Annotated in this window: 24 protein-coding genes; 4 read left to right on the plus strand and 20 right to left on the minus strand. The window is 62.1% G+C overall.

Going from position 1 to position 23,407, the window contains the following annotated elements; all coding sequences use genetic code 11:
• Positions 1 to 28: 28 nt before the first annotated feature.
• From HKK55_RS28680 to cbiE, 20 genes are all read right to left on the minus strand, one after another.
• Complete coding sequence (locus HKK55_RS28680) at positions 29 to 337, minus strand: urease subunit beta (RefSeq protein WP_169357659.1); 309 nt, start codon at positions 335 to 337, stop codon at positions 29 to 31.
• Positions 334 to 867, minus strand: coding sequence for a GNAT family N-acetyltransferase (locus HKK55_RS28685; RefSeq protein ID WP_169357660.1), 534 nt, complete (start codon positions 865 to 867; stop codon positions 334 to 336). The genes HKK55_RS28680 and HKK55_RS28685 overlap by 4 nt, the downstream gene beginning before the upstream one ends.
• A gap of 5 nt (positions 868 to 872) precedes the next feature.
• Complete coding sequence (locus HKK55_RS28690; protein WP_169357661.1) at positions 873 to 1,394, minus strand: GNAT family N-acetyltransferase; 522 nt, start codon at positions 1,392 to 1,394, stop codon at positions 873 to 875.
• Positions 1,395 to 1,403: 9 nt separating this feature from the next.
• The gene (ureA, locus tag HKK55_RS28695; RefSeq protein WP_169357662.1) at positions 1,404 to 1,706 is read right to left on the minus strand and encodes an urease subunit gamma; all 303 of its coding nucleotides are present in this window, start codon (positions 1,704 to 1,706) and stop codon (positions 1,404 to 1,406) included.
• A gap of 178 nt (positions 1,707 to 1,884) precedes the next feature.
• Complete coding sequence (locus HKK55_RS28700; RefSeq protein WP_169357663.1) at positions 1,885 to 2,724, minus strand: urease accessory protein UreD; 840 nt, start codon at positions 2,722 to 2,724, stop codon at positions 1,885 to 1,887.
• A gap of 30 nt (positions 2,725 to 2,754) precedes the next feature.
• Complete coding sequence (gene urtE, locus HKK55_RS28705; RefSeq protein WP_169357664.1) at positions 2,755 to 3,453, minus strand: urea ABC transporter ATP-binding subunit UrtE; 699 nt, start codon at positions 3,451 to 3,453, stop codon at positions 2,755 to 2,757.
• A gap of 130 nt (positions 3,454 to 3,583) precedes the next feature.
• Positions 3,584 to 4,444 (minus strand): urea ABC transporter ATP-binding protein UrtD, encoded by an 861-nt coding sequence (gene urtD / locus HKK55_RS28710; protein WP_169357665.1) that lies wholly within the window; start codon positions 4,442 to 4,444, stop codon positions 3,584 to 3,586.
• On the minus strand, positions 4,441 to 5,520 hold the full coding sequence (urtC, locus tag HKK55_RS28715; RefSeq protein ID WP_169357666.1) for an urea ABC transporter permease subunit UrtC: 1,080 nt from the start codon (positions 5,518 to 5,520) through the stop codon (positions 4,441 to 4,443). Before urtC ends, urtD begins: the two co-directional genes overlap by 4 nt.
• Positions 5,520 to 7,022 carry an urea ABC transporter permease subunit UrtB gene (urtB, locus tag HKK55_RS28720; RefSeq protein WP_169357667.1) on the minus strand — a complete coding sequence of 501 codons (1,503 nt, stop codon included), beginning with the start codon at positions 7,020 to 7,022 and terminating at the stop codon, positions 5,520 to 5,522. The genes urtC and urtB overlap by 1 nt, the downstream gene beginning before the upstream one ends.
• Positions 7,023 to 7,181: 159 nt before the next feature.
• Positions 7,182 to 8,447 carry an urea ABC transporter substrate-binding protein gene (gene urtA / locus HKK55_RS28725; RefSeq protein WP_169357668.1) on the minus strand — a complete coding sequence of 422 codons (1,266 nt, stop codon included), beginning with the start codon at positions 8,445 to 8,447 and terminating at the stop codon, positions 7,182 to 7,184.
• 184 nt (positions 8,448 to 8,631) lie between these two features.
• Positions 8,632 to 9,642: an iron ABC transporter permease gene (locus tag HKK55_RS28730; protein WP_169357669.1), complete on the minus strand. Its 1,011-nt coding sequence runs from the start codon at positions 9,640 to 9,642 to the stop codon at positions 8,632 to 8,634.
• Positions 9,639 to 10,586 (minus strand): ABC transporter substrate-binding protein, encoded by a 948-nt coding sequence (locus HKK55_RS28735; RefSeq protein ID WP_169357670.1) that lies wholly within the window; start codon positions 10,584 to 10,586, stop codon positions 9,639 to 9,641. The genes HKK55_RS28730 and HKK55_RS28735 overlap by 4 nt, the downstream gene beginning before the upstream one ends.
• Positions 10,583 to 11,371 (minus strand): ABC transporter ATP-binding protein, encoded by a 789-nt coding sequence (locus HKK55_RS28740; RefSeq protein ID WP_169357671.1) that lies wholly within the window; start codon positions 11,369 to 11,371, stop codon positions 10,583 to 10,585. The genes HKK55_RS28735 and HKK55_RS28740 overlap by 4 nt, the downstream gene beginning before the upstream one ends.
• 171 nt (positions 11,372 to 11,542) lie before the next feature.
• On the minus strand, positions 11,543 to 12,925 hold the full coding sequence (locus HKK55_RS28745) for a PepSY domain-containing protein (RefSeq protein ID WP_169357672.1): 1,383 nt from the start codon (positions 12,923 to 12,925) through the stop codon (positions 11,543 to 11,545).
• Between the two features lie 219 nt (positions 12,926 to 13,144).
• Positions 13,145 to 15,220, minus strand: a complete 2,076-nt coding sequence (locus tag HKK55_RS28750) for a TonB-dependent copper receptor (RefSeq protein WP_169357673.1) — start codon at positions 15,218 to 15,220, stop codon at positions 13,145 to 13,147.
• 92 nt (positions 15,221 to 15,312) lie between these two features.
• On the minus strand, positions 15,313 to 15,738 hold the full coding sequence (locus HKK55_RS28755) for a DUF2946 domain-containing protein (RefSeq protein ID WP_169357674.1): 426 nt from the start codon (positions 15,736 to 15,738) through the stop codon (positions 15,313 to 15,315).
• Positions 15,739 to 15,759: 21 nt separating this feature from the next.
• Positions 15,760 to 16,239, minus strand: coding sequence for a copper chaperone PCu(A)C (locus HKK55_RS28760; protein WP_169357675.1), 480 nt, complete (start codon positions 16,237 to 16,239; stop codon positions 15,760 to 15,762).
• Positions 16,240 to 16,285: 46 nt separating this feature from the next.
• On the minus strand, positions 16,286 to 16,681 hold the full coding sequence (locus HKK55_RS28765) for a DUF2946 domain-containing protein (protein ID WP_169357676.1): 396 nt from the start codon (positions 16,679 to 16,681) through the stop codon (positions 16,286 to 16,288).
• Between the two features lie 231 nt (positions 16,682 to 16,912).
• Positions 16,913 to 17,677: a cobalt-precorrin-6A reductase gene (locus tag HKK55_RS28770; RefSeq protein ID WP_169357677.1), complete on the minus strand. Its 765-nt coding sequence runs from the start codon at positions 17,675 to 17,677 to the stop codon at positions 16,913 to 16,915.
• Positions 17,674 to 18,879 carry a precorrin-6y C5,15-methyltransferase (decarboxylating) subunit CbiE gene (gene cbiE / locus HKK55_RS28775; protein WP_169357678.1) on the minus strand — a complete coding sequence of 402 codons (1,206 nt, stop codon included), beginning with the start codon at positions 18,877 to 18,879 and terminating at the stop codon, positions 17,674 to 17,676. The genes HKK55_RS28770 and cbiE overlap by 4 nt, the downstream gene beginning before the upstream one ends.
• A 111-nt stretch (positions 18,880 to 18,990) precedes the next feature.
• Here cbiE and cobG point away from each other — a divergent pair, with 111 nt between their 5' ends.
• From cobG to cobJ, 4 genes are read left to right on the plus strand one after another with little or no spacing between them, the layout of a single operon-like run.
• A complete protein-coding gene (gene cobG, locus HKK55_RS28780; RefSeq protein ID WP_336604619.1) occupies positions 18,991 to 20,283 on the plus strand; it encodes a precorrin-3B synthase in 1,293 nt (430 codons plus the stop codon).
• Positions 20,276 to 20,902, plus strand: a complete 627-nt coding sequence (locus HKK55_RS28785; RefSeq protein WP_169357679.1) for a precorrin-8X methylmutase — start codon at positions 20,276 to 20,278, stop codon at positions 20,900 to 20,902. Before cobG ends, HKK55_RS28785 begins: the two co-directional genes overlap by 8 nt.
• On the plus strand, positions 20,902 to 21,633 hold the full coding sequence (locus HKK55_RS28790; protein ID WP_169357680.1) for a precorrin-2 C(20)-methyltransferase: 732 nt from the start codon (positions 20,902 to 20,904) through the stop codon (positions 21,631 to 21,633). Before HKK55_RS28785 ends, HKK55_RS28790 begins: the two co-directional genes overlap by 1 nt.
• The gene (gene cobJ, locus HKK55_RS28795) at positions 21,633 to 23,273 is read left to right on the plus strand and encodes a precorrin-3B C(17)-methyltransferase (protein WP_169357681.1); all 1,641 of its coding nucleotides are present in this window, start codon (positions 21,633 to 21,635) and stop codon (positions 23,271 to 23,273) included. The genes HKK55_RS28790 and cobJ overlap by 1 nt, the downstream gene beginning before the upstream one ends.
• The last annotated feature ends 134 nt before the right edge of the window (positions 23,274 to 23,407 follow it).

The following is a 23,407-nucleotide window of genomic DNA, read 5'->3' on the forward strand; positions in this document are numbered from 1 at the left end:
CAAAGCCCGTCCACTACAGGGATCTGTCTTAGTCCAGATCGCCCATGATCCGCCCGGCAAAGCCGAACACCCGGCGCTTGCCGCTCAGCTCTACCAGTTCCACTTCCCGGCTTTGCCCCGGCTCAAACCGCACTGCCGTGCCCGCTGGAATGTTCAGGCGCATGCCACGGCTCGCAGTACGGTCGAACGTCAATGCGTCGTTGGTTTCGAAAAAGTGGTAGTGGGAGCCGACCTGGATCGGTCGGTCGCCGCTGTTGGCCACGCTTAGGCTGATGGTGCGACGGCCCACGTTGAGTTCGATATCACCAGGCTGGATCCGGTATTCGCCAGGAATCATTCAGGTTGCCCCAAGGTCTTGAAGTAGATGGCGGTCGGGCTGTAGCGCCCGTCCGGGCTTTGGCAGTAGTTGGGCAGTTCACCGATCTTGGTGTAGCGCAGGGACTGATAGAACGCTTCGGCGTCGGAGCCAGCTTCTGTGTCCAGATACAGCAGGCCGCGTTTGTGCTGGTGTGCGCTCAGTTCCAGGGCGTTCATCAGTTGCTGGCCCAGGCCTCGACGGCGAGCCTCGCTGTGCACCAGCAGTTTTTGCACCTCGGCGCGGTTCAGTCCGTTGGTTTTTTGGCATAACGCCAATTGCACGCTGGCCACGACCTGTTCATCGCGCACCACCACCCACAGCAGCAGGCTGGCGTCTTCGACACCGGCCTGTACACCGCTCAAATAGGCGCGGGCCTGGCCCTCGTCGAAATCCGCCATGAACCCCACGGACGCCCCATGCTTCACGGCGTCCAGCAACAGCTCAATCAAGCCCTGACGGTAATGGGCAAAACTTTCAGCATTGACTCGACGCAGTTGGGCGGCGTTCATCGGTGTCACTCCTTGGAAGGCGTCGCGCCTGGATTGAGCGTCAGTTGCATGAAGGTCAGGTCCAGCCAGCGGCCGAACTTGGTGCCCACTTGCGGCATCTGCCCGGTGGTGATGAACCCCAGGCGCTCATGCAGGCGGATCGAGGCCTGGTTGCCGCTCTCAATGGCTGCGACCATCACGTGCTTGTCGCAGGTTTTCGCTCGTTCGATCAGGGCTTCCATCAGGAGTGGTCCGAGGCCTTTGCCGCGCTGGTCGTTGCGCACGTACACCGAGTGCTCGACGGTATGGCGAAAGCCCTCGAAAGGCCGCCAGTCGCCAAACGAGGCGTAGCCCACCACTTGATCTCCATCGACCGCCACCAGGATCGGGTAGAACTGCGCTTGCCGGGCGCTGAACCAGGCCTGGCGATTGCCCAGGTCCACCGGTTGTTCATTCCAGATTGCCGTGGTGTTGAGCACCGCATCGTTGTAGATGTCGCGGATCGCCGGCAGATCGCCGTGTACCGCATCACGAATCAGCAAAGACATGGCCAGGCCTCAGGCGATGGGTTGGTGGACGGTGACCAGTTTGGTGCCGTCGGGGAAGGTGGCTTCCACCTGGATGTCCGGGATCATTTCCGGGATGCCTTCCATCACTTGCTCGCGGCTGAGCAGAGTGGTGCCGTAGTGCATCAGCTCGGCCACGGTGCGGCCGTCACGGGCGCCTTCCATCAGCGCGGCGCAGATGTAGGCGATGGTCTCCGGGTAATTGAGCTTCACACCGCGTGCCAATCGCCGCTCGGCCACCAGGCCTGCGGTGAAGATCAGCAGTTTGTCTTTTTCTCGTGGGGTCAGGTCCATCGTTCAAGGTCCGCCATAAAAAACATTCTTAAAAACAATGAAGCTCCAATATGGGAGTGAGCTTGTGTGGGAGCGGGCTTGCTCGCGAAAGCGGTGGGCCAGCCAAACATTTGGCGACTGACACTACGCCTTCGCGAGCAAGCCCGCTCCCACACAAGCCCGCTCTACATTTGGATCTTCATGTGCTCCAGATTCTGGGTGAAACTGCTTCACGCCCCAGCATCGCTGGGCGCAGCAGACGCCATAAATCAATCAACCAACCGCGCGCCAGCAGTGCTTCGCTGGCCAGGCAGCGTGCCACCAGCAGGCCGGGTAGTTGGGTCAGGTCGCCGCGCACCGCATGGGGCAGGGAGCGACACTGCTCCAGCAACTCACTGGCGATATCACCGGTCACCAGCAAGGTCGCAAATACCGGTTGCCCGTCCAGGCCAATCGGCGAGTCGAGCAACCCATCGGCGCCCACAATGCGCTGGCGTTCATGCCAAATCAACTGGCCGTCGCGGCGTATATCCAGGGCTGACTGGAAGTGCCCGAGGTCGAAGCGCTCACCACTGGCCGGGCGTCCCAGGGCTACTACGTCCCAGTAAAACAGCCGGGCATCGCCTTCAAGGTCAATGCGGGTACTGAGTTCAGCCTGGGCAGCGCTGAACACGATGGTTTCCTGGGGCAGCCACTCCAGGGTGGCGCCGGCTTTCACGGTCAATTCCACCCGCTGATAGGCCGGCCCGCCCGCGCGGTACCACTTGGCTGCACCCGGGCTGGTCAACTGCGCCCAAGCACCTTCAGCGACATCCACATTGATATTCAGACGGTCACCGCCGGCAATCCCGCCCGGTGGGTGGACGATGATGTGCTGGCACACCTCGGGGCCTTCGGCATACAGGTGTTTTTGCACCCGCAGCGGGCCCAAGTGGCGGCGCAGGACCGGGCGTGTGGTGTCGCCAAAACGGGCGTAGCCGAGCTCCAGTTCGGCATGCCAACTGGGGGTGAACAGGGCGGTTGCGGCAGGCAGGGTCATGGTCAGTGCTTATCGTTAGGACGCTACAGATTAGATCGTAACGAGCCCGCGCACACCCTCACTTTCCATATTTTCTCCACGGCCTTGCTGGACTATTTCACCCCGGGACATCACCAGGTACTGGTCGGCCAGTTCGGCAGCGAAATCGTAGAACTGCTCCACCAGCAAGATCGCCATATCACCGCGTGCCGCGAGCTTCTTGATCACCGCGCCTATCTCCTTGATCACCGACGGCTGAATGCCTTCGGTGGGTTCGTCGAGAATCAGCAGCCGTGGGCGGCTGGCCAGGGCCCTGCCGATCGCCAACTGCTGTTGCTGGCCGCCGGACAAGTCGCCGCCACGGCGTTGCTTCATCTGCAGCAGCACCGGGAACAGTTCGTAGATAAAGGCCGGGACTTCCTTGGCTTCGGAGCCGGGGAAGCGGGACAGGCCCATCAACAGGTTCTCCTCTACCGTCAGCCGCCCGAAAATCTCCCGGCCTTGGGGCACATAGGCGATCCCAGCGTGGACGCGCTGGTGTGGTTTGAAACCGGTGATGGCCTTTCCTTCCCAGTTCACCACGCCTTCCTTGGCCGGCAACAAGCCCATCAGGCATTTGAGCAAGGTGGTCTTGCCCACGCCGTTGCGGCCCAGCAGGCAGGTGACTTCACCGACTTTTACGTCGAACGAAAGGCCCCGCAAGATGTGGCTGCCGCCGTAGTACTGGTGCAGTTTGTCGACTTGCAGCATGTTCAAATTCTCCTCAATTCCCTTGTGGGAGCTGGCTTGCCTGCGATGCAGACGACTCGGTCTATCAGTAGCACCGAGTTGATGCCATCGCAGGCAAGCCAGCTCCCACATAAAGCAGTCGGTGTCACGCCTAGCGACCGAGGTAAACCTCAATCACCCGCTCATTTTCCTGCACCTGTTCCAATGACCCTTCGGCCAGCACGCTGCCCTGGTGCAGTACGGTCACGTGGTCGGCAATCGAACCGACGAACCCCATGTCGTGTTCCACCACCATCAGCGAGTGCTTGCCCGACAGGCGCTTGAACAGTTCGGCGGTGAATTCGGTTTCGGCGTCGGTCATGCCGGCCACCGGTTCGTCGAGCAGCAACAGTTGCGGGTCTTGCATCAGCAGCATGCCGATTTCCAGGAACTGCTTCTGGCCGTGGGACAACAAGCCGGCCGGGCGATTGACAGAGGCAGTGAGGCGGATGGTGTCGAGCACTTCGCTGATACGGTCCTTCTGCTCACCGCTCAGGCGCGCCCGCAGGCTGGCCCATACCGACTTGTCAGTCTTCTGCGCCAGCTCCAGGTTTTCAAACACGCTCAAGGCTTCAAATACCGTGGGTTTCTGGAACTTGCGCCCGATCCCGGCCTGGGCAATCTGCACTTCGCTCATGCTCGTCAGGTCCAGGGTTTCGCCGAACCAGGCTTTGCCGTGGCTGGGCCGGGTCTTGCCGGTGATCACGTCCATCAGCGTGGTCTTGCCCGCGCCGTTGGGGCCGATGATGCAGCGCAGTTCGCCGACGCCGATGTACAGGTTCAGGTCGTTAAGGGCCTTGAAGCCGTCGAAGCTGACGCTGATGTCTTCCAGGGTCAGGATGGTGCCGTGGCGGGTATTGAGGCCCTTGCCGGCAGCTTGGCCAAGACCAATGGCGTCGCGGCTGCTACCGGCATCTTTATTGGGTTCAAGGATCGGTTCGAGCATGAATTCTGCCGTTGCTGTGATTCTCATTGGTCGCCCCTTTTCTTCAGCAGGCCGATGATGCCCTTGGGCAGGTACAGGGTGACGATGATGAACAGCGCCCCAAGGAAGAACAGCCAGTACTCGGGAAATGCCACGGTGAACCAGCTCTTCATCCCGTTGACCACACCGGCACCCAGCAGCGGCCCGATCAGCGTGCCGCGCCCGCCGAGTGCCACCCACACGGCGGCTTCGATGGAGTTGGTGGGCGACATTTCGCTGGGGTTGATGATCCCCACTTGCGGCACATACAGCGCGCCCGCCAGACCACACAGCACGGCGCTCAATACCCAGACAAACAGCTTGAAACCGCGCGGGTCGTAACCGCAGAACATCAGGCGGTTTTCGGCATCGCGCAGCGCCGTCAGCACCCGGCCGAACTTGCTTTGCGCCAGGCGCCAGCCGATGTACAAACTCGCCACCAGCAACAGTACCGTGGCGACAAACAACACTGCCCGCGTCCCAGGTTCGGTGATGCCAAACCCGAGAATGCTGCGGAAATTGGTAAAGCCGTTGTTGCCGCCAAAACCGGTTTCGTTACGGAAGAACAACAGCATCCCGGCGAAGGTCAGGGCTTGGGTCATGATCGAGAAATACACGCCCTTGATCCGTGAACGGAAGGCGAAGAAACCGAACACCAAGGCCAGCAAGCCTGGCGCCAAGACCACCAGGCACATGGCCCAGAGGAAGTGATTGGTGCCGACCCAATACCATGGCAGTTCGGTCCACGACAGGAACGTCATGAACGCCGGCAGTTCATCGCCGGAGGCCTGGCGCATCAGGTACATGCCCATCGCATAACCGCCGAGGGCGAAGAACAAACCGTGACCCAGGGACAACATCCCGGCGTAACCCCACACCAGGTCCAATGCCAGGGCGACGATCGCGTAGCAGAGAATCTTGCCCACCAGGGTCAAGGTGTAGGCCGAGACGTGCAGCGGGTTGTCCGGCGACAGCAGGGAAAACAGCGGCATGGCCAGCAGCAGGATCAGGATCACTGCGCCGACCGCAATCGTCACCTTGGGTCCGGCTTTTTGTGTGGCTGTCAGCATCAATGGCTGGTTCATCAGTCGATCACCCGTCCTTTCAGTGCGAAGAGTCCTTGCGGGCGTTTCTGGATAAACAGAATGATCAGCGCGAGGATCAGGATCTTGCCGAGCACGGCACCGATCTGCGGTTCAAGAATCTTGTTGGCGATCCCCAGGCCGAAGGCAGCCATGACGCTGCCGGCCAACTGGCCGACGCCGCCGAGCACCACCACCAGGAACGAATCGATGATGTAGCTCTGGCCCAGGTCCGGGCCGACGTTGCCGACCTGACTCAAGGCCACACCGCCCAGCCCGGCGATACCGGAACCGAGGCCAAAGGCGAGCATGTCGACACGCCCGGTGGGTACACCGCAGCAGGCCGCCATGTTGCGGTTTTGGGTCACGGCGCGCACGTTGAGGCCCAGGCGGGTCTTGTTCAGCAACAGCCAGGTCAGCACCACCACAAACAGCGCGAAGGCGATGATCACGATGCGGTTGTACGGCAGCACCAGGTTTGGCAGCACTTGGATCCCGCCCGACAGCCAGGCCGGGTTGGCCACTTCGACGTTCTGCGCACCGAACACCAGGCGCACCAACTGGATCAGCATCAGGCTGATGCCCCAGGTGGCGAGCAGGGTTTCCAGCGGGCGGCCGTAGAGGTGGCGAATCACCGTGCGCTCCAGAGCCATGCCGATACCGGCGGTGACGAAAAACGCTACCGGCAGCGCGATCAGGGGATAGAACTCGATGGCTTGCGGCACGTAGCGCTGCATCAGCAACTGCACCACATAGGTGGAGTAGGCGCCGAGCATCAGCATCTCGCCGTGGGCCATGTTGATCACGCCGAGCAAGCCGAAAGTGATCGCCAGACCGAGAGCGGCAAGTAGCAGGATCGAACCCAGGGACATGCCGCTGAATGCCTGGCCGAGAATTTCGCCCACCATCAGTTTGCGTTTGACCTGGGCCAGGCTGGTTTCGGCGGCGGTGTGTACGGCGGCGTCCGCTTCGACGCCTGGCGCGAGCAAGGCTTCAAGGCGGGTACGGGCCAACGGGTCACCGGTGCCGCCGAGCAATCGTACGGCGGCCAGGCGTATGGCCGGGTCGGTGTCCACCAATTGCAGGTTGGCCAGGGCCAGGCTGAGAGCGGTGTGAACGCCTTCGTTGGTTTCGGCGGCCACTTGCTGGTCGAGGAATTTCAGTTGCGCGGGTTGCGCGCTTTTTTGCAGTTGTTGCGCGGCCGCCAGGCGTATTTTGGGATCGGCAGCGAGCAACTGTTGGCTGGCTTGCACATTGTCGATCAGACCGCGCAGGCGGTTGTTCAGGCGTACGGTTTTGGTTTCGCCGTTGACCGTGAGTTGGCCTTGTTGCAGCGCGTTGACCAGCTCGATGCGGGCCGGGTCGGGCTGGGCGGCCCAGTCCTGGAGCAGCTTGGCTTGTTGCATCGGATTGGCGTTGATGAAGTCTTCGGCGTCGCCGGCGTGTGCGGCGAAAGGCAGCACAAGCAGGATGGCCAGGATGAAGCGGTGGAGGGCAGTGGGCATATTTTTGGGCCTTGCACGGACAATGTGGGAGCCGGGCTTGCCCGCGATGGCATCACCGCGGTGCGACAGTTGCACCGCGTCGCCTGCATCGCAGGCAAGCCAGCTCCCACAGGGTTTGTGTCGGCTCCAGATTTTGGGCTTGGTGCCGACACCCCTGGATCAGTTGCTCTTCACCGCATAATCCGGCTTCTTGTCATTCCCCGGAATGTACGGGCTCCACGGCTGGGCGCGGATCGGCCCTTCGGTCTGCCACACCACCGAGAACTGCCCATCCGCCTGGATCTCGCCGATCATCACCGGCTTGTGCAGGTGGTGGTTGGTCTTGTCCATGGTCAGGGTGTAGCCCGACGGCGCGGCGAAGGTCTGGCCGGCGAGGGCTTCGCGGACCTTGTCGACGTCAGTGGACTTGGCTTTTTCCGCCGCTTGCGCCCACATATGGATGCCCACATAAGTGGCTTCCATCGGGTCGTTGGTCACGGCTTTATCCGCGCCCGGCAGGTTGTGTTTCTTGGCGTAGGCTTTCCAGTCCGCGACGAATTTCTTGTTCACCGGGTTCTCTACCGACTGGAAGTAGTTCCACGCCGCCAGGTTGCCCACCAGTGGCTTGGTGTCGATGCCGCGCAGCTCTTCTTCACCTACGGAGAAGGCCACAACGGGAACATCGGTGGCCTTCAGGCCCTGGTTGGCCAGTTCTTTATAGAACGGCACGTTGGAGTCGCCATTCACGGTGGAGATCACCGCCGTCTTGCCGCCTGCGGAGAACTTTTTGATGTTGGCCACGATGGTCTGGTAATCGCTATGACCGAACGGGGTGTAGACCTCTTCGATGTCCTTGTCGGCCACGCCTTTGGAGTGCAGGAACGAGCGCAAAATCTTGTTGGTGGTGCGCGGGTACACATAGTCGGTGCCCAAGAGGAAGAAGCGCTTGGCGCTGCCACCTTCTTCGCTCATCAGGTATTCCACCGCAGGAATCGCCTGCTGGTTGGGCGCGGCACCGGTGTAGAACACGTTGGGCGACATCTCTTCGCCTTCATATTGCACGGGATAGAACAGCAGGCCATTGAGTTCTTCAAACACCGGCAGCACCGATTTACGCGACACCGACGTCCAGCAGCCAAACACCACGGCGACCTTGTCCTGAGTCAGCAACTGCCGGCCTTTTTCGGCAAACAGCGGCCAGTTCGATGCAGGGTCCACCACCACCGGTTCCAGCATCTTGCCGTTCACACCACCCTTGGCGTTGATCTCGTCGATGGTCATCAACGCCATGTCTTTGAGCGACGTTTCGGAGATGGCCATCGTGCCGGACAGCGAGTGCAGGATGCCGACCTTAATGGTCTCGGCGGCCTGGACGGTCCAGGTCAGGCCCATGGCGGCAATGGATGCCGACAGAGTGAAAGCCTTGATCAAACTGCGACGCTTCATGGTGCGATCTCCGTGACTCAACGTTGTTATTGAGGGACAAGTTGAGTGGAGCTTTGCAAGCGGTGTGCCTAGTCGTACAAAGGCAGGAAATGGTCGTTTTACTTATGGCCTGACAGCATCGATGCACCATGAGCTGGCAGGTTCATAGGGTTGGTGCGCCAAGATGCGCTACAACGGGGCGATGTCAGCGCTTGCGCATCAGCCCGATAAAAAACAGCCCGCCGATGGCGGCTGTGGCTACGCCGATGGGCAAGTCTTCCGGTGCGATCAGGGTCCGTGCGGCGACATCGACCCACACCAGGAACAGGCTGCCCAGTAACACGCAAACCGGCAGTAACCGGCGGTGTTCAGCGCCCACCAGGCGTCGGGCGATATGCGGCACCATCAGCCCGACAAAGCCGATGGAACCGCTGATGGACACCAGCACGCCGGTCATCAGCGAGGCGATCAGGAATACCTTCAGGCGGACATTGCGGGCGTTCAGGCCGAGGGTCACGGCGGTCTGTTCACCAGCCATCAAGGCGTTCAACGGGCGGGCCATTCCCAGTAGCAACAGCAATCCGAGTAACACGCTGACGGTCGGGATAACCAACAGCTCCCAGCGTGCCAAACCCAGGCCGCCGAGCATCCAGAACATCACTGCTGACGCCGCCCGATGATCGCCCATGAACAGCAGCAGGTTGGCCACCGCCATCATCACGAACGACACCGCCACGCCGCACAGTAGCAGGCGATCACTCTCCAGCCGCCCGTTGCGGCTGGCCACTGCCAACACCACGATCATGCTCAGCAGTGCGCCAATAAATGCGGCGATGGGCAGGGTCAACAGGCCGACGATCTCGCCCACATGCAACACCACGATCACCGCGCCGAGGGTGGCGCCCGACGTGACGCCCAGCAGGTGTGGATCAGCCAGCGGGTTACGCGTCACCGCCTGCAACACCGCACCGATGAGCGCCAGCCCGGCGCCCACCAGCGCGCCGAGCAACATGCGTGGCACGCGAATCAGCCAGACGATATGTTCCTGGCCGACCGTCCAATCCACTTCACCGATCCCGAACGCCTTGTGCAGCAAGATCCGCCACACCACGTCCACCGGCACCCGCGCCGAGCCGAATCCCAGCGAGACCACGCAGGACACCAGCAACAGTGCGCCAAGGGCACTCAGCAGCAAGGCATAGCGACGGTTGATCATTCGCCGTGGAACCCTTTGGCCAGGGTTTCAACCGCCAGCACGTTGTCGATGCCCGGCGTGGCCTGCACGTACGGGATGACGATAAAGCGCTGGTTCTTGATGGCGTCCACCGATTGCAACGCCGGGTTGTTCAGCAGGAATTGTTCTTTCTGCTCGGCGGTGATTTCGCTGTAGTCGACGATCACGATCACCTGCGGATTGCGCTCCACCACGGTTTCCCAGTTGACCCGGGTCCAACTGGATTCCACGTCATCGAGAATGTTGCGCCCGCCGGCGGCGTCGATCAGCGCCTGGGGCATGCCCAGTCGACCGGAAGTCATGGCGCGGTCTTCGCCGCTGTCGTAGAGGAACACACGAGGTTTGTCGGCGGGCAGGGTTTTTTGCACCTCGGCAACTTGTTCCTGCATCTGCGCGATCAGTGCGTTGGCGCGGTCCTGCACGTCGAAGATCTTGCCCAGGTTGCGCAGGTCGTTATAGGTGTCGTCCAGTGTCGCCGCCGGGCGCTTCATCACAAATGCGCAGGACTCGGTCAACTCATAGACATTGATGCCCAAGGGTTGCAGGGTTTGCGGGGTCAGGTCGCCACCCACGCGCATGCCGTAATCCCAACCGGCGAAAAAGAAATCGACGTTGGCGTTGAGCAGGGTTTCCACGGATGGGTATTTGCTCGCCAGCTCCGGCAAGCCATCGAGGATCTGCGCCATCTCCGCAGTTACCGACTTCCAGCCGGTGACGCCGCTGTAGCCAGCCATGTGAGATTTCAGCCCCAGGGCAAGCATCATCTGGGTCATGTTGATGTCATGGCTGACCGCGTGTTTTGGCGCTTCCTGAAAGGTCACCGTGCGGTTGCAGCTCTGGATCTTCAGCGGGTAATGAGTCGCTTCGCCGAAAGCTTGGGAAGTGCCGAGCAACAGGGCGACTGACAGCAGGGAGCGCAGGATCATGGTTGGGTTATCCAGGTGATTCGGGGGTAGCCGGACAGCGGGTGAGTGTCGATCAGGGCTTCGACACCGAACACCTCGCGCAGCAGTTCGGTGGTCAGTACTTCGTGGGGCGTGCCGCTGGCGACGATGCGCCCATGGTTGATTACGTACAGGCGATCACAAAAGGCGGCAGCCAGGTTCAGGTCATGAATGCTGGCGAGGGTGCCGATGTTCAGGCGCTTGACCAGTTGCAGCAACTGCAACTGATAGCGTGGGTCGAGGTGGTTGGTGGGCTCGTCGAGGATCAGCAACTGCGGCTGCTGGGCCAGGGCGCGCGCCAGAATCACGCGTTGCTTTTCACCGCCGGAGAGGGTGGCGAAGGCGTGGTCTTCAAAGCCCAGCAGACCGACGGATTCGAGGGCTTGCTGGATCAGTTGTCGGTCCTGTTCTGTATCGCTATCGAACAGTCTCTTGTGGGGTGTGCGACCCATGGCGACCACTTCGTCCACCCGCAAGCCGAAGGCATCGGGAAATTCCTGCAACACCACCGCGATGCGCTGGGCGCACCAGCGTGAGGATTGGTTCCAGACGTTTTGATGTTCGAGCAAGACCTCACCATTCTCTGGCTTGCTGAACCGATAGGCGCAGCGCAACAGGCTGGTCTTGCCGCTGCCGTTGGGGCCGATCAACCCGACAAACTCCCCTGCACCCACCTGCAAGCTGGCGTCACGCAGTTGGAACTGGTGATGACAGTGGCCGTGACCCAGTGGGGTCCAGGCGAGGTGGGTGAGGTTAAGTGAGGTCATGCAGTTCTCATTAGAAGGTGTAGCCCGCCGTTACGAATAACGGCCGCGGCTCGCCACGAGGCGTGGCGAGCTTAGATTGCGAAAAGATGTTATAAGTTAACATTTTGTAGGTGGGAGATGAAAGCCCGCGTAAGACTACATGGCGCCTCTATGTAGGGCATATCGCAAGCCTCATGACGAAGGTGAGGCCGATTCACGTTGGCCCCAGAGCCGTGACAACAGCAGGCGATCCAGTACCCAGACCAGCACCAACGAGGCGCCGACCAGCGGGAAAATAATCGCCAGGCCCAGCATGATCACCATCGCGGTTTTCCACTTCGGCAGGTCATGGCGCAACGGAGGTACACCCAAGCCGCCCTGTGGCCGCCGCTTCCACCAGATCACCACGCCACTGACGGCACTGAGCAGGATCATCAGGCAGATCAGCAGCACCAGAATCTGGTTGATCCAGCCGAACATCTTGCCCTCATGCAGCATCACACCGACTTCCGTGGCGCGGGCGACGCCGTTGTACTGCTCCCAGCGCACATCGGCCAGGACCTTGCCGGTGTATTGGTCGACATGCAGGGTCGCATCGTTGCGTGGGTCGTTGGCGAACACCGCGATAGTGAACACGCCTTCGGCGGTAGTCGGGAAGGTGATGCTGTAGCCGGGCTCGACCTTGCGGGCGGTGGCCAGGTCCATGACCTGTTGCAAGTGAATACTCGGCGCCGCCGGGCCCTGGCTCATACCGGCGTGGTTCATGTGTTCGGCATGCTCGCCGGACATAGGCATCGGCGTGTTTTCCATGGCCCATGGCACGGTCTGTTGCGTGGCGGTATTGAGGCTTCGCGCCTGTTGGTCGGATTGCGGGACGTTGTTCCACATCGCTGCCGGGAAGCGGTTCCACAGTTCGGCGTATTGCTTGCCCCAGAAGCCGGTCCAGGTCATGCCGCTGAGCAGCATCACCAGCAAAAAGGCCGCGCCCCAGAAGCCGGTGACCGCATGCAAATCACGCCAGAACAAGCGACCGCGACAGCCAAGCCGTGGCCATAAAGTCCCGGCCGCTGATTTACCTCGCGGCCACCACAGGTACAGGCCGGACACCACCAGCATCACGCCCCAGCCGGCGGCCAGCTCCACCAGGCGATCACCGAGGGTACCGATCATCAACTCGCCGTGCAGGGCGCGGGCGATGGCTTGCAGGTTGTTTTTTGCGTCCTGCTCGCCGAGTACGGTACCGCGATAGGGGTCGACGAATACGGTCAGCTCATGCCCGGCGTTATGCATGACGAATTGCGCACTGCTGGTGGCATCAACGGGCGGCAGGTACTTGCTGATCGTGCCCTGTGGATAAGCTGCTTGGGCCCTTAGCAGTTGCTGGTCGGCACTTAAGGCATGTCCGGTGCTCTGGACCTTGAGCAAGTCGCCGTACATCAGCGGGTCGAGTTGGGGTTTGAACAGATAGATGATGCCGGTCAGGGCCAGCAGCACCATGAACGGAGCGACAAACAGCCCGGCGTAGAAATGCCAGCGCCAGGCCAGGTTGTAGAAGGAAATCTTTGGAGATGTCATCGGGGTGTGCTCCGCAAAAGGCATGTTATTCATCTGGCTGATCAAATTGTTTGTTGTTGCGAACGAACTTGTTGTGGCGAGCGGGATTGCCCGCGTTGGGCTGCGTAGCAGCCCCAGAACCTGCAACCGCGACCTGTCTGAAAGCCTCCGGTCACCTGGATGGGGCTGCGCGCAGCCCAACGGGGGCAAGCCCCCTCGCCACAAAAAACGGGGCGTCTGTTAGAAGCTCATGTCCACTTTGGTCCAGAGCGTGCGCCCCGGTTCCTTGATGGCTTGCGGGTCATTGGCCGGGTAGCCGAAACCGGCGTTGCCCGCCAGGTTCAAGTGCTCGGCGTACGCCTTGCCGAACAGGTTGTCGACGCCGGTGCTGACCTTGAAGTTCTTATTGATGCGATACGCCGCGTTCAGTGAGAACACACCAAAGCCTGAGCTCTTGTCGAAGTCCTTGCCGACCACGTTGCCCTTGTTCTGGTCGATACGGTTTTGCGCCGCGACCACACGCCACAAGGCGCCGGCACTCCAGTCATCCTGGCTGTAGGTCAGGCCGAAACGCGCATCCAGCGGTGGCATTTGCGGCAGGGCCTTGCCGTCGCTGGTGTTCTTGCCCCAGGCGTAGGCCAGGGTGGCGTCGGCTTTCCAGTTGGAGGTCAGTTTGTAGGCTGCGCCCAGTTCGCCGCCCATGATCCGGGCGTCAACGTTACGCGCTTGAGTGGTGGTGCCCATCATGCCCTGGCGGTAGTCGAACAGGATGTAGTCGCGCACCTGGCCGACATAGCCCGAGGCCCAGGCTTCCAGGTCGGCGGACTTGTATTGCAGGCCGAAGTCCAACTGAGTGGTCTTCTCTGGCTTCACGCCGTCGAAGGCATTCGCTGAACCGGCGGTGCCGGTGTTGGGGGAAAACAGTTCCCAGTAATCAGGGAAGCGCTCGGCATGGCCCAGGCCTGCATAGACCGTGGTCGGGCTGCCTTCAAGGTCGTGCTCATAGCGCACAAAACCGGAGGGCAGGGTGTCGGCGCGGGTCTTGTCGGCGGTGGGGTTGGGGCGGCTCATCATTCCTGAGCTGAGGGTTTGGCGAAAATCCTTGGCCGAGGCACGGTCCAGGCGGGCACCGGTGATCAGGCGGTCGCGCTCGGCGGCGTACCAAGTCAGCTCGCCGAACACGCCGTAGTTGTGGAAGTTGGCGTCCTTCTCGCGCGGCAGGTTTTTGTAAGTGTCGATGCCCATGGCACTGCGCTCGCGGTGTTCATTGGTCTGTGCGTCGATGCCGCTGATCAGTTGCAAGTCGGCCCAGCGCCAGGTCGCCTTGATCCGTGCGCCGAGGGTGCGGCGGTCGACGTTCGAGGCCATGGGCCCGGCCATCATCCCGGTGCCCGACGGCGTGCGCAGGGTGTAGTTGTCCATCACGTGGTCGGCGTAGTTGTAGTAGACCTGGGCTTCGACCTTGTCCAACACGTCACCGATATTGGACTTCTCGAAACGCAGGCCCAGGCTTTCGCGCTTGAACTGCGAACCGTCCATGCCGCGCCCGGCGTAACGGGCTTCGCCGTCACCTTTACCCGCGGTCAGTTCCAGCAGCGTGTCGGCGTCTGGGGTCCAGCCCAGTGCGACGTCGCCGTTCCATTTGTCATAGCGCGACGCGACGGTGTCGTTGTTACCGTCCTTGTAGTCGTCGGCATGGGCTTGGTTTCCGATCACTCGGATGTAGCCCAATGGCCCGCCGGCAGCGGCATCGACGACTTTATCGAAGCGCCCGTTGGAGCCGGCCAGGACGCTGGCGTTGACCCGTGTGCCGAGTTCGCCGAACTGCTCCGGCTCACGGTCGAACAGGATCGTGCCGGCTGAGGCGCCGGGGCCCCATAGTACGGTTTGCGGGCCTTTGATCACCGTCAGCTTGTCGTAGGTTTCCGGTGAGATGTAGGAGGTGGGCGCATCCATTCGGCCAGGGCAGGCACCGAGCATCATGCTGCCGTTGGTGAGGATGTTCAGCCGCGAGCCGAACATGCCGCGCAGCACCGGGTCGCCGTTGGTGCCGCCGTTGCGGATCAGGGCGAAGCCGGGGATGGTCTTGAGGTAGTCGCCACCGTCGCTGGCCGGCACCGGTTGGCGCGGGTCCTTGGGGTTGGTGATCACCGTCAGCGGTGAGCTGGGGGCAATGGCGGTGATCACCGTCGGGGCCAGTTCGTTGGTGTGCTCGGCGTGTTCGTCGGCGTGAACCCGTGGCGCCAATAGCGCGCCGCACAGAAGGGCAAACACAGGGGTATATCCCAATCGGGAGTCAGCAGAAAACCTGGACATGACAAATTCCATCAATCAATCGTAAACAACACGGCCAGCAGCCTGCGGCTGTCTATCTGAAGTCGGCCGGGTGAAGTAACGCTGTGAAGTGTCTACGCGATGATGGGGGGCGCACGGCTGCGGGCGCCGGGGAAAATGCTTTGACGGGCGTGGCCCAGGCGTGGCGCGGGGATGATGGCGTTGGCCGCAGGCGTAGAGCCCAGGCTGACGAACGACACGCTGCCAGGCAATGCCGGGCAACTGAACAGCAAGCTGCAGTAGCCACACTTTTCCCAGAGCACATGATGCTCATCCGGGACTTTGCTGTGCTCTGCGGGGTGTTGAGGCTCGCCATGGCAACTGGGCGCGTCCATGGACATTTGCATGGACATGCCGGCGTGATGGTCCATCGGCATCGCTTGGGAAATCAGCGGTCCGATAAAGATCATCAGCATGGCGAACAGGCTAATCCAACTGCCGCGCGCAAGGCTCATCGGCTTACGGCGGGGTGTGGACAACCTGGCGCGTGAGGCGCCCATCCGGGTGCAGGCCTGGAAGGTTTACTGGGTGTGCATGTGCTCGTGGCTGGGCGTCGGTGCCTGCTTTTGCACTGAGACTTCCACTTTCACCGGGCCTGCTTTTTCGAAGTTCAGGGTCAGCGGGAAATGCTGGCCATCGCGCAGGACGCTGCGGTCTTTGAGGTCCAGCAGCATCACGTGGTAGGCCATGGGTGCGAACGTCAGATCACCGCCCGCCGGAACGGCAACGCTGGTCACCTGCTGCATTTTCATCAGGTCGCCCTGCATCACATGCTCATGCAACTCGGCCTTGGCCGCCACGGGCGTGTCGACGCTGAGCAAGCGATCAGGGTTTTCACCCTTGTTATGAATCACGAAATAAGCGGCGACCGTAGGCGCGTTGGGTGGCAATTCCTGTGACCAGGGTTCGCTGACCACCAGTTCGCCGACCTTGAAGTCATCCGCATTGGCGGCACACATCGGCAGCAACAACGCAGCCAGAAGCAGGGAAGATTTGAGCATGGTAGTTCTCCAGAACGGTTCAAAACGCAGTTCAATTGCGAAGTGATCAGGCCGTTGGAGAGGCGCGGGGATTCAGGCTGGGCCATTGCTGGCGTGGCGTAGGGGATTGCAGTGACAGCGGCGGCAGGCTCTGCACCGCGTCGAATCGCGCGAAGTACAACTGCGGCACATGCCCTGGCAACGCCACCATCGGCGCCGACCCCGAGCAGCACCAGCAATGCTGCATGGTGGAATGATCGTCTTGTTGCGGCGCCTTTTGCTCCAGGCCCCCTAAGGAAATCGCCACCAGCTTGGTGCCGCTGGCGGAGCAGAAACTGCCCCACAGCAGCTGCTCGACGGTGTTTGTCGACTGTTGCATCGCCCCGGCCATCGGCATGGCAAACGCGTTGAACAGCACTGCAAAGCAGGCGATCCAGGCAAATGCAAAGCGTTGACGGGCCATGGCGGACTATCCGTAGGGTTAAGCGATCAAGTGGGTATTTAGCCTGATCGGGGGGGATAAGTAAAAAGCCGGTGTGCGGTTTGGTGTCGCAGTGGCCGGGGTTTCGTGAACTTCAGGATAGTCGTGAACGTGAGATTGCCAATGTTGCAGGTGTTTTGTCATGCGCGATCTTCAATGCAGCCTAGAACAATGTGGGAGCTGGCTTGCCTGCGATGCGGATCACGCGGAAGTTCAGATACGCCGCGGCGACTCCAACGCGGGCAAGCCAGCTCCCACATTTAGAGTGTGCAACGCCTGCAACACTGAGTTGACCGTCACGAACTCCCGATCCACTCCCACCAACGCCGGCCGCTTCAAAATCAGCACCGGCACCCCGCGCTCCCGCGCCACTTCCAGCTTCGGCTCCGTTGCGCTACTGCCGCTGTTCTTGCTGATCAGCACATCAATCTGCCGTCGTTCGAACAACGCGCGCTCATCCTCTATCAGAAACGGCCCGCGAGCGCCGATCACTTCGCAATGCTCGTTGCCCGGATAAACATCCAGCGCCCGCAAGGTCCAGAACTGCTCGGCAGGGATCTCCTCCAGATGTTGCAACGGCTCACGGCCGAGGGTGAACAGTGGACGCTTGAAAGGTTTGAGGGCTTTTGTCAGCTCCGCCCAGTCATTGACTTCACGCCAGTCATCCCCGGCTTGCGGCTGCCAGGCGGGGCGGCGCAAGGCCCAGCAGGGCACGCCGCACAGTCGCGCAGCATGGGCGGCGTTATGGCTGATTTGCGCGGCATAGGGGTGCGTGGCATCCAGCACCCGTTCGATGCCTTCGTCGCGAATGAACTGTGCCAGTCCGTCAACGCCGCCGTAACCACCGACGCGCACCTGGCACGTCAGGTCGGTGGGCACTCGGCCAATGCCCGCCAGGCTGTAGATATGTTCTGGCCCCAAGGTGCGGGCAATGGCCAGGGCTTCAGTGACGCCGCCCAACAGCAAGATGCGTTTCATAGCGGCTTGATCACTTCCAGCAAGGTGATCGGCAGCGCCTGGCGCCAGGTGTCGAAGTTGCCCAAGGGTTGCGCCTGAGCGATGTGGATGCGCGTCAGCTCGCCGCCGTGTTGTTCGCGCCAGGCCATCAGGGTCATTTCGCTTTGCAGGGTCACGGCATTGGCCACCAGCCGGCCGCCGGGGCGCAGGTGGTGCCAGCAGGTGTCCAGTACGCCGTCGCGGGTCACGCCGCCGCCGATGAAGATCGCATCCGGTGCCTCCAGGCCGGCGAGGGCCTGGGGTGCGCTGCCGCGAATCAGTTGCAGGCCGGGGACGCCGAGGGAGTCGCGGTTGTGTTCGATCAATACTTGCCGGCCTTCATCCGCTTCGATTGCCAGCGCTCGGCAACTGGGGTGGGCGCGCATCCATTCGATGCCGATGGAGCCGCTGCCGGCGCCGACATCCCACAGCAGTTCACCGGGTACGGGTGCCAGGCGCGCCAGGGTCATGGCGCGAACATCACGCTTGGTCAGTTGGCCGTCGTGCCGGAAGGCCGAGTCCGGCAGCCCGGCGAGGCGTGAGAGGCGCGGGGTGTTGGCGTCGGCAACGCAGTCGATGGCCACCAGGTTCAAGGCGGCAACCGGCAGGTCCTGCCAATCCTGGGCGATGCCATCGACACGCCGTTCATCTGCACCGCCCAGGTGTTCGAATACGCTCAAACGACTCAGGCCGAAACCACTGGCGCGCAACAGCGCGGCAATCGCCGCTGGGCTCTGGCCGTCGTTGCTCAGCACCAGCACACGTACGCCACTGGAAAGATGGGCATTCAGAGCGGCCAATGGGCGGGCTACCACCGACAGCGTCACCACGTCCTGCAACGGCCAGCCCAAGCGCGCCGCCGCCAGGGACACGGAAGAGGGCGCGGGCAGAATCAGCAATTCGTCGGCGGGTAACTGTCGTGCAAGGCTGGCACCCACGCCAAAGAACATTGGGTCGCCGCTGGCCAGCACGCAGATCGCTTCGCCGCGCCGAGCCAGCACCGGTTCCAGGGAAAACGGGCTGGGCCACAATGCGCGTTCACCGCGAATACACACCGGCAACAGGTCCAGCTGGCGCTGGCCGCCAATAATGCGAGAGGCACGCAACAGGGCGTGCCGGGCATTTCTGCCCAGCCCCTTGAAGCCGTCTTCACCGATGCCTACTACCGTCAGCCAGGGCGACATATGAATTCCTTGAACGACATCCGACGGGCAGGCTTTTCATGCCGTCGGACAAAGCAGGCATAATACCGCGCCTTTACCCGTTAACCGGTAGCCCCCGTGAAACCATTGCCATTGTCCACTGCGTTGCGCCCCTCGGGTTGTCCGGGGTTGCTGCGTATTGTCCAGGCGTTGGATGGCGGGATTTGCCGGATCAAATTGGCGGGCGGATCGATCACTGCCGAACAGGCCAGCGCCGTAGCAGATGCAGCGCAGATGTACGCAGGCGGGGTGATCGAAGCGACCAACCGCGCCAACCTGCAGATTCGCGGGATCGGCACCGAGCATGACGCCCTCATTGCAACGCTGCTGGCGGCGGGCCTGGGCCCGAGCACTGCTGGCGGGGATGATGTACGCAACCTGATGCTCAGCCCCAGCGCTGGGATCGACCGCGACATGTTGTTCGATACCCGGCCCCTGGCGAATCAGATCCTTGCCAGCTTGCAAACCCACCCGCGCTTTCATGAATTGTCGGCCAAGTTCGCCGTGCAGTTGGACGGCGGCGAGGCCCTGGCGATGCTCGAACATCACCACGACCTGTGGTTGTCGGCCTTTGAGACAAATGGCGAGACGCTGCTGGCGTTCGGCCTGGCCGGATGCCCAGGTCATGACGCCCCGCTGGCCGCCGTGCCACTGGCCCAAGGACATGCGCTGGTGGTGGCCGTGCTGGAGTGGTTTCTCGACCTGGCACGGCCTGAGCAAACACGCATGCGTCATTTGTTGGCTGAAACGACGGTGGATCACTGCCTGGGGCAACTGCGTTTGCCCTTGCGGCCTGTTACCGGTTTTTCACGCCGTGCCCACCCCGCACCGCTGCACTTGGGCAGTTATCCACAGCGTCAGGAAAACCGCGTTTACGTCGGCGTTGTCGCCCCCCTCGGAAGATTGGACGGCGCCATGCTTCAGGGCGCTGCCCGCTTGGCCAGCGAATATGGCGATGCCAGCCTGCGATTCACTCCATGGCAAGGTGTGCTGCTGCCCAATCTGCTGGCCCAGGACGCCGCTGTCGTCACCGAACGTCTGGCGCAATTGGGCTTTCTGTGTTCGGTGGATCAGCCCCTGGCTCGCCTGATCGCCTGCACCGGCTCTACGGGTTGTGGCAAAGGCCTGGCCGACACCAAGGCCGACGCCCTGCAACTGGCCACGCTGCTGCAAGGCCAGAACGTCCACCTGTCCGGCTGCCCGCGTTCCTGCGCCGCTGCCCACACCGCACCCGTCACCTTGCTGGCGGTGAGCCCCGGTCACTACGACCTCTATTTTCGCGAAGCAGGCCAGCCGGGTTTCGGCCGCCTGCACGCACGCACTCTTTCTATTGACGCGGTAGGCGCCACGCTGCGCGCCGGCCCACGGAGCAACACCAATGATTGATTACATCCGCGACGGTCAGGAGATCTATCGCAACTCCTTCGCGATCATTCGCGCAGAAGCCAAGCTGGATCGCATCCCGGCCGACCTGGAAAAACTCGCGGTGCGGGTGATTCACGCCTGCGGCATGGTCGATGCCATCGACGGCCTGCAGTTTTCCGAAGGCGCGGGCAAGGCCGGGCGCGAGGCGCTGGCCGCCGGTGCGCCGATCCTGTGTGATGCGCGGATGGTCTCCGAGGGCGTAACACGCACCCGTCTGCCCGCCAACAATCAGGTGATCTGCACCCTGCGCGATGACAGCGTGCCGGACCTGGCGCGCGAGTTGGGCAACACCCGCTCCGCTGCCGCCCTGGAATTGTGGCGTCCACACCTGGAAGGCAGCGTGGTGGTGATCGGCAATGCGCCCACTGCTTTGTTCTACCTGCTGGAAATGCTCGACGCCGGCGCACCCAAACCGGCGTTGATCCTCGGTTTTCCGGTGGGCTTTGTCGGTGCTGCCGAATCCAAGGCGATGCTGGCCGCTGACAGCCGTGGTGTGCCGTTCGTGATCATGCAAGGTCGCTTGGGCGGCAGTGCCATGGCGGCGGCGGCGGTCAATGCTTTGGCCACGGAGGTCGAATAATGCAGGCTCGCGGACGTTTGATCGGCTTGGGCGTAGGCCCCGGTGATCCGGAACTGATCACCCTCAAGGCCCTGCGCCTGTTGCGTGAATCGCCGGTGGTGGCGTACTTCGTGGCCAAGGGCAAGAAGGGCAACGCCTTCGGCATCATCGAAGATCACCTGGTCGCTGAGCAGACCTTGATGCCGCTGGTGTACCCGGTGACCACCGAGGCCTTGCCGGCACCTCTGTCTTACGAGCAGGTGATCAGCGATTTCTACGACAGCGCCAGTGTTGAGGTGGCCGCGCATCTGGATGCCGGTCGCGACGTGGCGGTGATCTGTGAAGGCGATCCGTTCTTCTACGGTTCCTACATGTATTTGCATGACCGCCTGGCCGAGCGCTACGAGGCCCAGGTCATCCCGGGCGTGTGCTCGATGCTGGGTGGGGCGTCGGTGCTGGGAGCGCCGTTGGTGTACCGCAACCAGAGCCTGTCGGTGCTCTCTGGTGTGTTACCTCATGATGACCTAAAGCGGCGCCTGGCGGATGCCGACGCGGCGGTGATCATGAAGCTGGGGCGCAACTTTCCCAAGGTGCGTCAGGTGCTGGAAGAACTCGGTCTGGCCGAGCGCGCGTTGTATGTGGAACGCGCGACCATGACCAACCAGAAAATCGTCCCGCTGGATCAGGTTGAGCCCATGTCTTCGCCGTACTTCTCACTGATCATCGTCCCCGGCGAAAGGTGGCAAGGCTGATGACGGCTCCCGCGATTGTGATTCTGGGCAACGGCAGCCTTGCCACCGCCCGCAGCATCCAGCAGTTGTACCCCGACGCGCTGATCCACGGCCTGGCCGAACGGGTGGATGGTGCTGACCGGGTGTACAGCGAGTTCGGCACGACCTTGCGCCAGTTGTATCAGCAGGGCACGCCGATCATCGCGCTGTGCGCGGCGGGGATCGTGATCCGTACGCTGGCGCCGCTGTTGCTGGAAAAGGGCGCTGAGCCGGCGGTGCTGGCGGTAGCCGAGGATGGCAGCGCCGTGGTGCCGCTGCTCGGCGGCCTGGGCGGGGTGAATGTGCTAGCGCGGGAAATCGCCACCGCACTCGGTGTTGCCGCCGCCATCACCACCAGCGGCGAGCTACGTTTTGGCACCTGCCTGCTCAACCCGCCCAAGGGTTATCAGTTGGCGGATCTGGAGCTCGGCAAGCGTTTTGTCTCGGACCTGCTGGCCGGTGAGTCGGTGCGTATCGAAGGCGCCGCGCCGTGGCTGGATCAGGCCAATCTGCCTGAGGACCAGCAAGCGAACCTGGCGATTCATGTGGGCAATCGCGAGCGCGTACCGGCGCCCAATGAGTTGCTGATTTATCCGAAGAATGTCTGGGTGACGTGCCGACCTGGCGCGCAATTGGCCCTGCGGATTCGCGAGGCATTGCACGATGCCGGGATCGCTGCGCAGTCCCTGGCGTGCCTGTTGGCCAATGACCAGGACATGGCCAGTCCCGAGCTGCACGAGGCGTCGCTGGAGTTGAATGTGCCGCTACGTTTCGCCGCCCTGGCGGACGCGGACGACATTGTGATCACAGTAGCCGACGAACCGTTGGACTTGTCCCTCATCGGTCGCCCTCGTGGGCGCCTGGCAGTGATCGGTCTGGGGCCGGGCGCTGCCGAGCTGATGGTGCCGGCGGTCAAGTCCGAGTTGGCGCGCTGCACCGACGTACTGGGCTACGAAACCTACGTGCGCATGGCCGGGCCGTTTCGGGCCGATCAGGTCCAGCATTGCACCGACAACCGCGAAGAGATGCAGCGTGCGCGCCACGCGTTTGAACTGGCCGCCCAAGGTCGTTCAGTCGTCGTGGTTTCCTCCGGTGACCCCGGCGTGTTCGCCATGGCGGCTGCGGTATTGGAAGCCTTGCACGAGTCCAGTGACCCGACTTGGCACCAGGTCGACCTGGAGATCCTGCCGGGTGTCTCGGCGTCCCTGGCCACTGCCGCCCAGGCGGGTGCGCCGTTGGGTCACGACTTCTGTGTGATGTCGCTGTCGGACAATCTCAAGCCCTGGTCGATTATCGAAAAACGCCTGGACCTGGCGTCCCAGGCCGACCTGGCCCTGGCGTTCTATAACCCCATCTCCCGCTCGCGGCCATGGCAATTGGGGCGTGCCCTGGAGATTGTTGCGCAGCACCGTACCGCCGAAACGCCGGTGGTGTTGGGGCGTGACATCGGGCGTCCGGGACAGACCTTGCGGGTCACCACCCTCGGGCAACTGACGCCGGATCAAGTGGACATGCGCACCATGGTGTTGATCGGCTCGTCCACCACCTGCGTGTTCCCTCGGGCAGGTGGCGGTGAGTGGGTCTACACGCCGCGCTGGTATGGGGAAAAACCGATGTCCTGAAAAGGTCGATGCTTGTGAAGGAAAGCTCCGAGTCACAGTGGGTAATTACCTGCGGTGACTTGGGGCTTTTTCATTTGTGGCTCAGGAAAACTGGAAGGCGTGGATGTGCGCCTTGTTATTGCTGGGCCGGGTTG

The sequence above is a fragment of the Pseudomonas sp. ADAK18 genome (assembly GCF_012935695.1).
Classification (GTDB): domain Bacteria; phylum Pseudomonadota; class Gammaproteobacteria; order Pseudomonadales; family Pseudomonadaceae; genus Aquipseudomonas.